The following is a 14,639-nucleotide window of genomic DNA, read 5'->3' as shown; positions in this document are numbered from 1 at the left end:
GTCCGCGCGCGTGCTCGATGTCCTTAGCGGGACCCACACCTAGATATTGAATCGACTACGGCGTGACGAGATACAGCCGCTCGGTCGCAAGTTTCCCGGCAACGCCTCCGGATGCCCCGAGACTTGAGTGTGTCCGATCGACCGATGCATGGATTGCCACACGACCGCGCGCGCGGAGCGTCGAAATCAGCTCGTCCTCCGGTAGTAGTCCCGAGGAAGGGTAACTGAGCAAAAGTGACGCCCCGCTATCTAAGACGGTGCGACACAGTTCGTCGAAGGCTCCTCGGACTTTCGTGCGATAGCAGAACCTGCTCAGGTGCCGATCTGCGCGCACTCGCCCCGCGCCGGCGATTTCTGGGTAGTCGTAGAGCCAGAGGGTTTCGTAAAGGTGATAGAACCTGCTGTAGTGGTCCTTGGTGTAGGGCGGGTCCGCATAAATAAGCGTCCGCTCGTTCCACTGGGCAACAGTCTCTGGATCGAGAGACAACGCATCCGAATGTAGCACCGAGTTCTTCGTTCTCCATGTGAGGTCACCCACGGGGGAAAACGCGTTCTCAATCGACGCGAAGGTCGCGAAGACCGATCGCCGCCAATTTTGAGAGACACGCTTAAAACCTGCCTCCGTCGAAGCGCGAAGAAATTGCGCAGAATGTCCTGGACTGTTCGTTAACCGAGCCGCGGTCAGGATCCAGATGGCAAGTAGATAGTCGCGGCCCGTCGACTTCACCCATCCTTGCGTACCGAATTCCGGGTCAGCTGGAAGGTGGAGGTCGATTGCGTATCTGAGGGCATCAAGCTCAATCGCCTGCGCGGTTGAAAAATAGCCTCGTGCGAAATAGATCTCGACTAGTCGGTAGCGCGCGTCTCGGCGAGCCGCAGTCGCGGCGGCCTTCTTGCCGCTGCTATTCCCGGGATGCTTTGCCCCCAAGATCAGGGTGCTGGTCAGAGCGCGCCCAGCGTCGAGAGCCTTGACTTCGGTCCGGATGCTTGCGGCCGAGGAGCGGCGCCGAAGCTCGGCACGGTCCTGGGCGGTAGCCATAATTTGCGTGAGCTCAATATCTCTGCCCGAGGTCTGGGGGTTCAAGAATCGTGCCCGCAGAAGACCCGCTACGAACCCCAGTGCGTCGCTGCAGGTGACAGCACGCTCCGACGCCATCGAGCTCGCTACCGCTCCGCTACCCGCGAAGAGGTCTACAACGCGCGTGGCATGGCGAGGCAAATCGTCTACACACTGCTTGATCTCAGGTACCAGGAACTCCTTTGTTCCCATGTACCGGATCGACGCCGTTGCGGTGGTCATGATGATGCCGGGGAAACTGAAACAGACAGCCCGATGACCGTACCCGAGGCAATTCGATCCTCTGGCTGGCGACCATCATCGGCGGAGAGCCGCCAGACGGTGACGTTGTTAGGGTGCGCGGCACCAACCAAGATTGCCGCCAACGCAAACGGCTTCGGGCCTAGCGGTACCAGAACCACACGCTCGCGGCGGGACCAGCCGCTGACGCTTGCATCCAAGTCAATGACTGTCTGAAGCACGTTGTTTACGTTGTACTCGCCCGGCGGAACGTCCAACGATTCAAGAAGCGTCGCATTGGCGGTTCGGACGACATCTTCGTAACGGTCGTCTTCCCCGCGTGGAATGAGGGCAAGAGTGGCGTGCGGCTCGATCGTTTCAATCGCCGCTGTCGCGAGCCTCCCCTCGAAGCCCAGGCCCACCACGCAGACGATCCCTGCATCCGGGTCCGACGACCAGCCTTCGAGTCCATTGACGGGTCGATTCACCAGGACCGGGCCCTCACTTCCGACGAGACCGGCATCGAATAGCGCGCAGGAGTAGAGGAAGTCAACAACGAGTGGTTCGTCTTGCTCTTGGGTGCAAGCAAGAACGGCGTTGGCGATGAGGTCGCGATCCATGCTTGAGATGTCGACGGCGATCCGAGGGGTCACGCGTTCTCCGGTCGACTCGTCAAGGGGCATGGTTGAGCGCAGGGCAGAGATATGTTCACGAAGGCCCTCGTGAAATCCTCCCACAGGCTCCGGCCCTGCGCCGATTGAGTTATAGAACTCTGCATTGTCGTCATAACCCAAGACCTGATTGCTCGAATATTCGAACACCCAATGACGATCGACCCGTGAAGACAGAATACGGGCAATATGCCTCGCCCTTGACTCAAAGCCGAGCATGGAAATCAGCGCATCATAACGTACAGAACCCGACTCGGAAGCTAGACTCGCGACCTGCAAATTTGTAGTCCGCTTCACGATTCACCATCCAACGCAAAGAGGGCTTCTTCGCCGCCGACGGCGACTATCTGGCCACGTCCTGGGGCCTGAAGCCAGGTTTGCGGAATATGATCAGCGAGCGAGGTGGCCGGCGTCAGATGGATAGGAAGACCGTACTTAGTCGCCAGCATGTGCGAAAGGCGAAATTGCCTTCCAACGACATCTCCCGACAACCGGGCATTACCGTTCTTGGGTGGAATGTTGATGAAGGCACCCGCATTTATTCCTCGAATGAAGAGTGTCTTTATCTCTGGGTGAAGATCCTTGGGAACCCTGAAGGTAAGCGCGACGTTGTCGGAGAACGGCTGCTCAACGAGCCGCACAGCGAGCGAATCCCCGATGCGGTCCACTAGGTCCATTAGCGCTACTGACTTGCCGTGAACCTTCACCGCCTGTTGCGCCTCAAGCAGAGAAAGGAAGCGTGTCAGCGTCGCCTCGGTCGCAGCGCTTTGCATCGGCACGGAAACGCGTCCGTTTACCGTCCTCGCGTCGATAACGGGAAACAGTTGGCGCACCAGCGCGATGATCATTCGAGGGTTTCCGTCGGGAAGACTCAGGATGCTGTCGGCGCCCGCGTAGAGAGAGAACGACTTCCGGGATCTACGCCGCCCATCGTCGGCTCTGAAGAACTCGCGCACCACGACGATGTTTCGGATCTTTCGCAGGCGTGCGGCCCGCTTCTTCGGGTCGAGGTTGTCTAGGTGGTCAAGATCGATTCCGTTTTGTGCAAGGTAATTCTCGAACGTCTTGTCATGCTTGCGAAGTCGGTCCATCGATTTCCAGAGTGGGGAGCCGACACTATACGCGTTCGACGGTGTGACTTCGTCCCCATCAAAATCATCACGAGAATCCAGGGCTCCATGGCCCAGGATTCGTTCAACCGGGGGTGCAGATAGCCCGCCAACCCGACTTATTGTTTCGGACACGAGGGCTTTGGCAAATTTCAATGCCGGCAATTTGCGCGCGTATGTGAGGGGAACATGCTCATAGTCTTGGCCTGGCACTGGGGCATGCTCGTGTTCCAGTACCGCAAATCGTTCATTCGCTGGCGCGAGGCTCAGTTTGAATAGCAGCCGCGGCTGCGCACCGCGTAACGCACCCAGCAGGTTCTCGACTAGCTCGACGGGGGCCAATTCGAGTTCGTCAAATAGCAGCGCCCACTTTTGATCAGGTTCGAGAGCTGTCAGGTTAAATGCTTCTACCATCGCGTCCGCAATTACAAGACAGTCGAGGTCAACCCAGTCTGGAGGCTCGACTTCGACGCCGCGACGAGCACGTGTACGAAGTTCTCCAATAGTGCCGAGTCGGTCGGAAAGTGCGGCGCGAAATGACGCGATCGAATTCAACTGCAACGGCGTCGCAGCAAGCGTCGACAAACGGTTCGCAAGGATTCTTTCATCCTCGGGCGCCAGCACGGCCCGTCGATGCGGCGAGATGACGCCGTCTTGCGGTCCGCGTAGTCGGTAGTCCATTGCTTCACCGATGGACCGGAAGACGTGGGTTGTGAACGCAGCCGCAGTTAGCGCCGTTCGGATCGATTCCGAAATTTCTTCACCGGGCATCGCGAGCTGTTCGTTCCACGTGCGGTCCGCTCCGATGAATACACCAATTGCACGCGCCGAATCTCGGGCCACATCCGCGTCGGGCCCCGCCCATCGCTCCAGAGCCTCTGACTGCATCATTTTAAGGAGTGTTGTCTTGCCGCTACCGCGCGGACCGGTCAGTACCACGTTGTCTGCATGCAAGAGGGTCTCAAAGGCAGGCGGCGCGACGAAGGTGCCAGCAACTTGGCGAGCCGATAGTTTGATCGCATTCAGCGAGGTGAGCGGTGTCGCATCAGACATGCTGTCCAGCCACCTCGGTCATCAGGCCGATGCGATCGAGCGCACCCTCAGAGTCGATCCGGACGTCCAGCAATTCTGCGGGTCGACGCAAACGATGAACGACACGATCGAAGTCCGCTGGGGCCAGATGAACGAGGCGTGGCTCGAACGCTGTGAGTTCCTCCCACGAGGTGTCTGTGTTTCTGTCACGCGCAAACTGAATAAGGCGTCGCGCCAGGTGGGTCGGATCCGTGCGCCAGCCGAACCCTCCGCGCGCGGGCAGCCCATCCGTTACTCCGGACGGAACCCATGCCTGGCCTACCATCGGCGAATAACTCCAAGCACGAAAAGTCCCGCTTGCACCCAAGCCCATTGCGTCAGACGCCTCGTCATCTAGAACGTCGATGACGTAGAACTGATTCTTCGTACTCTGCGCGAGCACTCCATCGAGGCCCGCAGAGAAACTTCCCGCTGAGAATAGGACCGCTGAGCCGCCTCCGCCCGGCGCATAGTGAATGAACGGGCGATGCTTGTGGCCGTGTATCACGAGCCATGGACCATCGTCCTGCATGACTTCCAATAGCAACTCGGCGTCGCGGATCGCGCTCTTCTCGTTGAGGTCAATATTGGGGAGCTGAACCGGATGATGATGAACCACAAGCAGGCGGACGCCGCTCGATGGGGCGTCGTTCAACTCGGTCCTCAGTCGCTTCATCCCGTCGGCCGTCACTCTGCCGTGGCGAAACTCATCACCCTCCGGCCCACTGTAACCGCCGAGGGCGGCCGAATTAAGCACAACCGCCGTGTGTTCACCGACTGAGGTCCGAACGAAATGGTACGCAAAGTAGTTCGCGTGGGAGAGCTTGTCGCGAATTGGGAAGTGTGGCTCTAGAGCCATCAGGTGAGAGTTGGGTTGCGACCCGTCCGCTGCTCGGCTCTGCAGGTCGTGGTTGCCTGCTGTTGCGAGCAGCTCTGCCCCCAGTTCATCCGAAAGCCCGCACAATCTCGCCCAGACGCCGGCGAGTGCCGTGGGATCGCACTTGTCGGTGAGGTCGCCAGGAACGACAACAGCGTCAATATCTTCGACTCCTGCAGCCGCTAGAGCGGGAGCGATGCCACCGAACATGCGATCGACGCCCTGCGCGGAGCCATGGAAACTGAGGCTGGCGGCACCGCCCCCGTCGGGAACGGTCGTGTTTGCGTGGAGGTCCGAGAGCACGAGGAGTCGCATGGCTAGCCCGTTGCTCACCGGTACATGCTAGGGCTACTCAGCGGAAGATCAGTCGATCTGGTCGATTCGTCGCGCCGGGTCGGCGTCAAGGGTCTCGAAAGCGCGCTCAGGTCCCGCTGGCTGGCGGTCGACGCGCCCGGCCGGGCGTTGAGTGACTGATGCGCTCGGCCGCCAGAGTGACGAACCAACGCTGACGGCAGGTGCGCGACCTCAGGAGCTTGCCCACTAAGCTGCCCGACACATTGAAGGTGTACGTCCGTCCGTCCGTCCGCCCGTCCGTGAAAGAGCTTGCGTCATACCGCGACCGGACCGGTCAGCGCGTCTCGTGTGCGGGCCAGCGATAGATTCAGGGTCGTCCCGGACGTTGCACCAACTGCTCCCCCTGGGCGACCGCCCCGTGCTGGCCTGGTCGGTCCGCGACTCCTACACCGGCCGCGCTGGGATCCCGAGCGCCTCGTCTCGCCGATTCAGTCGTCCGCTGGACGTTCTTCTGCCGTGTAGTCGTACAGGTGGCCGAACTTGCGCTGCTTTGTGACCAGGTAAGGAAGCGATGTGGTCGTGGCATCGATCTTCAGCGAGACGTGCTCCACATCGAAGCCAGCCTCTTCGAGCCCGGCGATCTTGCGCGGGTTATTGGTGAGCAGGCGTAGAGATCTCAGGCCGCGGTCCTTTAAGACCACCGCAACCCGACTGTAGTCGCGAGGGTCCGGCTCGACACCGAGTGCTTCGTAGGCATCCCATGTATCCAGATTCTGGGTGTCACCGAGGGCGAGCCCTCTCACCTTAGTCAGGAGACCAGCGCCTCGACCATCACAGATCATGTACACAACCAGCCCCCCGTCACGGTGCACGCGAGCGAGGCTCTCGTCGAGTTGTTCGTGGCAGTCGCAGTCCGTGGCGCGAAATATCTCGGCTGTGTAGCAGGCGCTCTGGACCCTCACCAGCGGGGACGCAACATCCACCTTTCCTTCCGGAAGTGGGACCTCAATGCAGAGGATGTTGTCCTCCTCGTGGTCTCCAAAACTGTAGATGTGAAGAGTGCCGGAGCCGTAGTGGCTGGCGAAGTTGCATGAGGCGTGCTCGAACGCAGTCCTACTCACGGCGTAGGTCCGGTCTTCGAAGCGGCCGCGAGCTCGGCGCTGCTGGGGATGAGCCCCTCCCACTCCGCTTGCAGATCCAACTCATATTGAGCGACCCGCGCGGCAAGCGTGCGGTCGCGGTCGTCCTTGTCGAACGGCTCGATTCCGAACGTATACCGCTTCGCGTCTGCCTCCAGCAACCGCTGATAGCGCCGGTACAAGCTCCAGCGTTCATGTGGGCGCTCAATCTGACCTAACGCAACGACGGTTGCGGAGAGGGCAGCCAAGACACTTGGGACCGCCTTGCCTGTCACGAAGTCGTCGCCTGATAGGCCAATGAACACGGGGATAGCTGCCGTAGCGGCGGTAGTGAACACCGTGAGCACTCGGGCGCGGAACTTGTTCTTGTCTGCCTTGGCCCCAATCGACCTGGCCACCGCCGTGCATAGTGCCATCGGCGTTTCCGCGGCGGATTCCAGTTTGCCTTCGTGCCGAGTAGTCCGTTTCACGCACGTAGTTTCTCGCGTGGCGAAGAGTGACGGGCACGAACCGGCAACTCTCCTCTCGGCTCGCATGCTCAGGACCGCGCCTCGTTCCGCGCCGTCCCGAGCACTGACACCTGACTACATCTACTGCGTCCTTCCGCCGCCTGCCAGGCTGCGTCGCCGCCAGCCGACTGGATCACGCCGGCCGTGAGCCCCACCATCGACTCCTACGTGGTCAAGCACGTCGTCGAACAGGCACCCCTCTGTCGTCAAGGGGTTGGTGAGAGAGCTCGGTGGTTAGTGCTCTTCCGGCGTCGGCGAGTGGGTTGTAGCGTCGTGAGTGCGGGTCCGGGAAGTGGCTGATCCGAAGTGCCGATAGGCGGGTGCGAGTCGGCCGCGCTGGATTCTTGAGTCGCCCCGCAGTGCCCTCCCGGACCCGTGTCAACGTCGTGGGACGCGGCTTGTTGGGCGTCGTGGACGAGCTGGCGGTAGATCGCGTCGGAGATCCTGCGCTTGAGACATCTGATGGCCTCGAGGGGCTTCTTGCCCTCGGCCCGCTTGCGGCGGTAGTAGACCCGGCCGTCGGTGTCGAGGCGGAGCTGGCTGATCGCGGCGATGTGGATCATGTGATTCATCCGCCGGTTCCCGGCCCGGGATAGCCGGTGGCGATCCTGCTCCCCCGACGAGGCATCGAGGGGTGCGGTGCCGGTCCAGGACGCGAACCGGTTCCGATCAGCGAACCGGGCAACGTCACCGACATCAGCCAGGACCCGGGCCGCTACGACCGGCCCGACCCCAGGCAGGTCCATCAGCGTCGACTGTCGCGCCAGGACCATCGCCTTCAGCTCCGCGGTGAGGGTCTTGATCTTCTTCTCGATCACCACGAGCTCGGCGAGCTGCTCGGCGGCGAGCCGGCGGCGGGTCTTACCGGCCAGGTCCCGGGGCCGCAGCGAAGCCAGGGCGGCCTTGGCCTGGCCGGTGGTGATGTCCTTCTTCGCTCGTCCAGGTGTCAGCTCCGACAGCAGTCGATGCAACCGGTTGACCGTCTGCACCCGTGCCCGGGTGAGCTCCTCACGGCGATCGGCCAGCATCCGCAACGCCTCGAGCTCGTCGTCGTGACACAGCACCCGCAGACCAGCGGTGCGGACCGCGACGACCGCGACCGCGTGCGCGTCGTAGGCGTCGGTCTTGCGGTTGTGGCCGGTGTCGAGCAACCGTGCACGGGCCGAGAGCTTCGCCGGGACATCGACCACGTCCTCGCCGTCAGCGAGCAGCCGTTGCGCCAACGGGCGGCCGGCGCCGTTGCTGCCCTCGATCGCCCACACCCGCTCAGGCCAGGGCGCCACGGTCTTGCACATCGCGGCGTACCCCGCCTTGTCGGTGGCGAACCGGCCGGTCGCCAGCACTATCTCGCGCCCATCGACGACCTCGATCGTCGCCGACAGCTTGTGGGGATCGACCCCAATGAAGACCTTCGCCATGCCACACCATCCTGAGTCGTGCACCAGTAGGGATCGCGAGGCGGGCATTGCTGTTACGAGCAGGGCAAACCCCTCTGGAGCCACACCTCGACACGGCGAACGACGGCACGCAAACCGAAAGAGAGCCACACCAGAAAGCAGGTGGGCAGCCGCAAGAAGAGCATTCCGCCGAACGCCTAGACCGAGTCTGGCCGGACACCGGTCCTACCGGAATCGTCTAACAGCCGCCTGTGGGCGTCGGTCGTTCGACCGGATCGGCGGCAAAGCCGCCTCAGGGAGGCGACCTGGGTGTAGGCAGGCCCGAGCCGGGTCAGCCCTGCGTCCCCTCGAGCGTGTGGCACGTGAGCACCGCGGCTGCTCGGTCCTCGGCTAGGTCGCTGCCGCTGGCGTCGTACAGGACCTGGTGGAGCCCGAAGGTCGTCTCGGTGAGGCCGTTGATCTCCTGCTCGTTGAATCCGTTGACGCGCTGGAAGATCGCGTAGTGCAGCTGGTAGTCGGTGTGGATCGAGCCGGCGATGGCTTGGCACGCCACGTCCACCAGGGTGGGCTCCACGCCTTCGGGAGCGTCGTCGTAGATGGCGCGTACGCCGTCCATCGACTGCTGCCAGACATCTTGCTCGGCGAGCGACGAGCCAACCGACTTGAGGACGTCTGGCTCGACGTTCGCCAGGGTCGCCAGGCGTTCGACGTCGGCCGGCGTGAGGAGGAGGGGGTCGTCAGCGCTGCCGCCCGCGATGCCGCTCACCTCGGACACCGCGTCGGCGGGTATCTCGGTGCCCTCGTCGTCGCCGCAGCCGCACAGCAGCAAGGCCAGAGACGCGGCCGATGAGATGGCGTAGGCCACCCTCCCCCGGAGGTCGAACTTGCCGAGACTCCCGCGGCCCGTCGCCCTGCGTGAGCTGCGGGGGTTTCGAGGCTCAGGCCTGGCGGCCTTCACACCTCAACCAGCGGCCCGGAGGCCTGGCGGCCTTCACACCTCAACCAGCGGCCCGGAGGCCTGGCGGCCCTCACACCTCAACCACCGGTGCGGCGCGGCCGGGCACGTCAGTCCAACAGGTAGTCGACGGCGCGACCCATCACCGCGTTGCGTTCGGCGGGGGTGGAGACGCCCTCGAACCCGAAGCCGACCAGCAGCGAGCGCGGGGTGGCGATCGTGTTGCCGACCGGGAAGCCGGAGGCGTCCGTCTGGATGAAGTTGTTGGCGTTGGCGCCGCTGCCCTCGGGCGGCCCGGTGACCTGCCAGCCGCCGAGGTCGGTCTCGAACGACGTGCTGGTGCCGTCAGGGAGGACGACGTCGTCGAGGAAGACGCCGATGCCCTGGGTGGCCCAGTCGCTGGCGTACGCGATCGACACCTCGACGCTCTGCCCGGCGTACGCCGAGAGGTCGACGCTCCACTGCTGCCAGCCGCTCGAGTTGCCGCTCGCCGCGTTCCAGGCGCCGGTGGTGCCGGTCGGGTCGCACGCCGACGGACCGTTCTGCGTCTGGTAGTGGTCCATCTGCGGGTGGAGGGTGCGCCAGCCGCCGGAGTTCTCCTCGTTGCAGCTGTCGCCGGTGGCCTGCGTGGTGTGGCCGTTGGCGTCCGGCAGCGTCGTCCAGTTGTCACCGCCCGGGGTGCGCGCCTCGACGAACAAGTGGTCCCAGGCGGCCTCGGTGTCGTACGACGTCCAGAAGGTCATCGAGCCGCCACCGGCCGGGACGGCGATCTCCCGGGTGAGCCGCTTGTACGACGCGTCGGCGATCTGCGAGTAGAGGTACTTGTCGCCGGTGTGCGGCTCGAAGGGGCCGCCGGGCTTGTCGTAGCGCGCCGCCGGCCAGCTCTCGAACTGCTTGAACTCGTCGACCGGCAGGATGCCGCTGGTCGAGATGAACGACGACCTCCGCAGCGTGTTGGCCGAGAGGTCGGGGTCGTCGAGACCCCAGGACAGACCCGTGAAGGGATCGTCCACGCCGACCGAGTCGAAGGCCGTCCCGTCGCTGTGCCCGTCGTTGGCCACGGCCAGGTAGCCGCCCAGGTAGTACTGCAGCACGTCGTTGGTCGTGTCGCCGCCGAAGAACGAGCCGTACGTCGGCAGGCAGCGCCGCGGGTCGGTGTCGGCCGGCGCCGGGTTGCATGTGATCACGCCCTGGGGGTCGTAGAGCTGGGCGCCCACGTTGGTCGTGTACTGCTGGCCGGCCGAGTCGCCCGCGAGCATCGCCTTGCCGCCCTCGTTGAGGAAGGAACGCAGCTCGAGCAGCTCGTCGATCGCGAGCCGGTCGGCGTTGCCTCCGGCGCGACCAGCGGTCCGGGTGACGAGGTCATCGCCGGTCTCCCAGACGACGGCGTCGTAGTGGCTGAGCACGCCGAGCGCGTCGGGCGCGACCCGACCGGACGCGTCGATGTCGTAGAGGTCCGACTGCTCGCCGTTGGCGGCGAGTGCGTCGGTGTACGCCGAGGCGTGGTGCGGGCCGTCCGTCGGCTGCACCGGGGAGGCCCCGGTGTAGTCCTCCGCGGCGACCACCAGCACGTCGCGGCCGGAGTCGGAGACCGCGTCGTAGGTGAACGACTCGCTGCGCTTGTGCTTCGCCTCGAACCAGACCTTGACCGAGTCGCCGGGGTCCGTGCCGCGGACGACACCGCGGACCTGGCGGTAGTAGACCGACGCAGGGTCGTAGGTGGACCCGCCGCTCCACTCGCGGGTGGACGCCGTGCGGACGCGCCCGTTGTTGATGCGGTACTTGACCTTCACCTTGCCCAGGCTCCGCTTGGCGATCACAGCGACCGGCTGCGGGTCGCCGTACGACTTCGTGAAGCTCAGCTGCACCCCCGGGTTGCCGCTCTTGTAGGGGTCCTCGCTGTCGAGGTAGAAGGGCTTGGTCTTGATGCCGGTGACCGTCTTCGGGTCGTCGGGGTCGCCTGCCGACCGCGCGACCGAGTCGGCGAAGGGCAGGTTGCGCTCGAACTCGGCCTGCACCAGAGCGTCGTCGTCAGGGAAGACGAACCCGCACCCCTCGCAGCCCTCGGACAGCTCCGGCGTCCAGGCCAGCGCGCCCGTGGTCGCGTGCGCGTAGTCGGTGGTCTCGCCGTTGGTGACGTAGAGGACGTCGGAGCTCAAGCCCGGGTGGAAGTCGGCGATCGCCGGGGCGTCCAGGTTGCCGGACATGGCGTAGTAGATCGGGTCGTCCGCGGTCGGCGTGCCGGTCTGCCAGCCCTCGGCGTAGAGCAGCCACTGACCAGCGGAGTGGTAGTTGACCTGGAAGGCGAACCCGATCCGGTCGAGCAGGCCGACCATGGCCTTGGTCTCCGGCTCGGACAGCGGCGCCGGGCCGCGGTAGGTCTCACTGGACTGGATGGACGACGAGCCCTCCTCGTCGTACCCCCAGTGGTTGGGGAAGTTGCGGTTGGGGTCGACGCCGTCGCCGATCTGGGTCTGCCCGTCGCCGTTGTTGTCGCGGAGGTTCTTGCGCCACAACCGCTCGTGGTCGAACGTGTACTGGTAGCCGTCGGGGTTGGCCACCAGCACGAACCACAGCTCGGTCGTCTTCAGCAGCTTCCGGACCTTCTTGTCGTGCGCCCGCCACTTGTCGATGTAGTTGTTCATCAGGCGGCGGTTGACCTCGGTCGAGATCCACTCGCGAGCGTGCTGGGTCGAGCTGTAGAGCACGGCCGGCCGACTGCCGTCCCGCTTGCCGCGGGCGTCCTTGGTCACCTTGACCGCCAGGATCTCGCGACCCTGCCCGGTGTGACCGATGACCTTGAGCTTCACGAGCCCGGGGTTCCGGCGGGCCGCCGCGTAGAGCTGGTCCCGGATGCCGCCGCGCTCGTCGTACGAGCGCCAGACGTTGAACCCGCCGGCCGCCTGCTTGGCGGCAAACTGGCGGACGGTCAGCCCACCCTTGACCCGGGTGAGGTCGACGTCGACGCCCTGGGCCTCGAGCTTGTTGGCCTGCGCCCCGTCCAGTACGACGTCGAGCTCGAGCCCGCCCTTGACCGAGCGCTGGCCGCTCACCTCGACGCCCAGGTCGGAGACGGCCGACAGCTCGGACGGTGCGACGGTCAGTGTGTAGGCGTCCAGCCGGTCGGGATCGCGTCCCGCGGCCGAGGGTGCCGCCGTCGCGGAAGTCAGTCCCGCGCACATGGCGGTGACAACCGTGAGAACCAGTGATCCGATGAGCCACTTGCGCATGAGCCGAACCTCCGAGGACTCCCCCCATCTGGTCGGAGTCTGGCACCGGCACGCGGCTCCCGCGTCCCCAAAGTTGAGGGTGCCCCCGGCGCTTGAGGTCAGGGCAGCCGGTAGGCGCGCCCGTCGGTCCAATGCGTCTCCGGGATGCCGAGGGCGCGCAGCACCGTCGGCATGATGTCGACGGACCGCATCGCGTCGCGCGGTCGTACGCCGGCCTTCACGCCCGGTCCGGAGAACACGATCGGGATCCGCTGCACGCTCTCCTGCGCGCCACCGTGGTCGCCGGCCACGCCGTAGCTCGCGTTGTCCCGCAGCAGCCCGATCACATCGGCGCCGTAGTCGGCCGCGGCCGTGTTCACGATCTCCTGACCGTGCCGGCGCCACCACTGCCACTCGGACGCCGTCCACCTCGAGCGTGGCGCGTGCCAGGTCAGCCGGTAGCGGTCACCGGCGAGCACGTACGTCGCCCGGACCCCGGCCAGGGTGGCCATCACGCTGGCCGCGTCCTTCTTCGCCGACCAGGACCGGTCGACCAGCCAGGTGCGGATCGCCGAGTCCTGCATGCTCATCTCGACGTTGCCGGTCTCGTCGACGAGCCGCTGGATCTCCGGCTGCGAGGACAGGTAGGTCTCGTCCGCGTCGGAGCCGTAGTACCAGTTGAAGTTGCCTCGGCCGAGGCCGTCGACACCGTAGAAGTGCTTGCTGGTCTGCTGGGCGTGGTCGGTGGTCAGCACGATCAGGGTGTCGTCGAGGAGTCCGTCGTCCTTGAGCCGCTGGACGACCCTCCCCACCTGCTCGTCGGCCGTCCGGGCGATCTCGGCCATGTGCACCCGCGGGTCGCCGCCGGCGTACGGCGGCCGGTCGTTGAGGCCGCCCCACATGTGCCCGGCCTTGTCGATGCCGCCGTACGTCAGCAGCAGCCCGCTCCAGTCCTCGTGGTCCATCACGTCGAAGGCGGCGTCCGTCACCCAGACGTCCCCGCCCTGGTGCGCCGGGTCGAGTCCGGGCACGTCCCGGTTGCCCTCGACGGCGTACATCCACGCCGGCGCGGTGGTGCGGGTCCCGTAGTCGAGGTTGCGGTCCGCGTCGACGTAGAAGCGGCCGCAGACCGGGCTCGCGATGTACGCCGGCACCCCGACGCCGGCGGGCCCGCGCCAGGTGAGATCGGTGGGCTCGTTGGGGACGTCGTCGCAGTCGGCGGTGCGGCCGCCGAACGTGATCCGCATGTCCGCACCCGGGCCACCCATCGTATGCACGGCGTAGTTCTTCTCGCCGATCGCGGCGACGACCTTGCCCGGGTAGGCCGCGTGCAGGTAGTCAGCGAGCTTCGGGTAGCCCTCCGCCTTGATGACCGTGTCGAACTGGGCGGCCGACATCGACCCCGTGACGTAGCGGCCGTCGACGGCGCCGAGCAGGCCCTGCGTGTCGCGGAACCACTCGTCCGACCAACCCATGTGCTTGGGCAGCATCCCGCTGGTCATCACGTTGTGCGAGACCACCGTCTCCGAGCCCATGTGGCCGAGATAGGCGTCGGGGTACGACGCCCCGCTGCGCATCAGCCGCTTCACGTTGCGCATGTCGAAGGCCTCGACGAACTCCGGCCGGAGCTGGTCGAGCACGATCTGCACGACCCGCGTCGGGCGGTCCTGGGCATGACCTGACCCGAGATGGCCCGACCTCGAGGCGCCCGCCGAGTCCGCGGCCAGCGTCGGGAACGCGGCCGCGGCCAGCAGCCCGATCGTGGCTGCGGCGAGGGTGGAGGTTCGGATCCGACTGCTCATGTCGCGCTCCCAAGGACCGGCGGCTCAGGCCTCCCGTCCGCCCCGTCATCATCGAGCCGCGCGCGCTGCTCCTGCCTCCCCCAAGTTGGGGAGATGCCCGCTGGCTGCTCAGCGAAGTCGGGCCTGGGACGTCATACGGACGGTGCATCCGCATGCTCCATCCGTATGACGTCCCAGGCCGGTCGGTGGTGTCGCCGCAGCCCTCGGATGCCGCTAGATCGCCGGGCGTCGTACCGTCGTCGGTATGCCCGCCTCTCGCCTGCTGCCCTCGGACGAAGCCGTCGACCTGATCGCGCTCGTGCGCGACCT

10 protein-coding genes are annotated in these 14,639 nt (G+C 65.1%); all 10 read right to left on the bottom strand.

What is annotated here, in order from left to right; all coding sequences use genetic code 11:
* Positions 1-55: 55 nt before the first annotated feature.
* The 10 genes from ABEA33_RS01245 to ABEA33_RS01200 all read right to left on the bottom strand — a co-directional run bounded on the left by ABEA33_RS01245 (position 56) and on the right by ABEA33_RS01200 (position 14,330).
* On the bottom strand, positions 56-1,300 hold the full coding sequence (locus ABEA33_RS01245; RefSeq protein WP_345524699.1) for a DNA adenine methylase: 1,245 nt from the start codon (positions 1,298-1,300) through the stop codon (positions 56-58).
* On the bottom strand, positions 1,297-2,265 hold the full coding sequence (locus tag ABEA33_RS01240; protein ID WP_345524698.1) for a hypothetical protein: 969 nt from the start codon (positions 2,263-2,265) through the stop codon (positions 1,297-1,299). The genes ABEA33_RS01245 and ABEA33_RS01240 overlap by 4 nt, the downstream gene beginning before the upstream one ends.
* Positions 2,262-4,130, bottom strand: a complete 1,869-nt coding sequence (locus tag ABEA33_RS01235) for an ORC-CDC6 family AAA ATPase (RefSeq protein ID WP_345524697.1) — start codon at positions 4,128-4,130, stop codon at positions 2,262-2,264. The genes ABEA33_RS01240 and ABEA33_RS01235 overlap by 4 nt, the downstream gene beginning before the upstream one ends.
* Entirely contained in the window at positions 4,123-5,358 is a 1,236-nt protein-coding gene (locus tag ABEA33_RS01230; RefSeq protein ID WP_345524696.1) for a metallophosphoesterase family protein, read from the bottom strand. Before ABEA33_RS01230 ends, ABEA33_RS01235 begins: the two co-directional genes overlap by 8 nt.
* A 449-nt stretch (positions 5,359-5,807) precedes the next feature.
* Positions 5,808-6,440, bottom strand: coding sequence for a GTP cyclohydrolase II (locus ABEA33_RS01225; RefSeq protein WP_345524695.1), 633 nt, complete (start codon positions 6,438-6,440; stop codon positions 5,808-5,810).
* Positions 6,437-6,928 carry a DUF4231 domain-containing protein gene (locus ABEA33_RS01220; protein WP_345524694.1) on the bottom strand — a complete coding sequence of 164 codons (492 nt, stop codon included), beginning with the start codon at positions 6,926-6,928 and terminating at the stop codon, positions 6,437-6,439. Before ABEA33_RS01220 ends, ABEA33_RS01225 begins: the two co-directional genes overlap by 4 nt.
* Positions 6,929-7,173: 245 nt before the next feature.
* Complete coding sequence (locus ABEA33_RS01215) at positions 7,174-8,385, bottom strand: IS110 family RNA-guided transposase (RefSeq protein WP_345524693.1); 1,212 nt, start codon at positions 8,383-8,385, stop codon at positions 7,174-7,176.
* Positions 8,386-8,695: 310 nt separating this feature from the next.
* Complete coding sequence (locus ABEA33_RS01210) at positions 8,696-9,229, bottom strand: hypothetical protein (RefSeq protein ID WP_345524692.1); 534 nt, start codon at positions 9,227-9,229, stop codon at positions 8,696-8,698.
* Between the two features lie 200 nt (positions 9,230-9,429).
* Complete coding sequence (locus ABEA33_RS01205; RefSeq protein WP_345524691.1) at positions 9,430-12,549, bottom strand: M14 family metallopeptidase; 3,120 nt, start codon at positions 12,547-12,549, stop codon at positions 9,430-9,432.
* Between the two features lie 98 nt (positions 12,550-12,647).
* The gene (locus ABEA33_RS01200) at positions 12,648-14,330 is read right to left on the bottom strand and encodes an alkaline phosphatase family protein (RefSeq protein ID WP_345524690.1); all 1,683 of its coding nucleotides are present in this window, start codon (positions 14,328-14,330) and stop codon (positions 12,648-12,650) included.
* Positions 14,331-14,639: the final 309 nt, after the last annotated feature.

The organism is Nocardioides endophyticus, from assembly GCF_039543845.1.
Lineage (GTDB): Bacteria > Actinomycetota > Actinomycetes > Propionibacteriales > Nocardioidaceae > Nocardioides > Nocardioides endophyticus.
The sequence above is the reverse complement of the archived record's forward strand: the minus strand, read 5'-3'. Positions and strand labels throughout refer to the sequence as shown.

What these genes read in the sequence shown, in the direction of transcription:
- ABEA33_RS01245 (WP_345524699.1), bottom strand. Translation starts at nt 1,300, where the DNA reads ATGACCACCGCAACGGCGTCGATCCGGTACATGGGAACAAAGGAGTTC.
- ABEA33_RS01235 (WP_345524697.1), bottom strand. Translation starts at nt 4,130, where the DNA reads ATGTCTGATGCGACACCGCTCACCTCGCTGAATGCGATCAAACTATCG.
- ABEA33_RS01215 (WP_345524693.1), bottom strand. Translation starts at nt 8,385, where the DNA reads ATGGCGAAGGTCTTCATTGGGGTCGATCCCCACAAGCTGTCGGCGACG.
- ABEA33_RS01205 (WP_345524691.1), bottom strand. Translation starts at nt 12,549, where the DNA reads ATGCGCAAGTGGCTCATCGGATCACTGGTTCTCACGGTTGTCACCGCC.
- ABEA33_RS01200 (WP_345524690.1), bottom strand. Translation starts at nt 14,330, where the DNA reads ATGAGCAGTCGGATCCGAACCTCCACCCTCGCCGCAGCCACGATCGGG.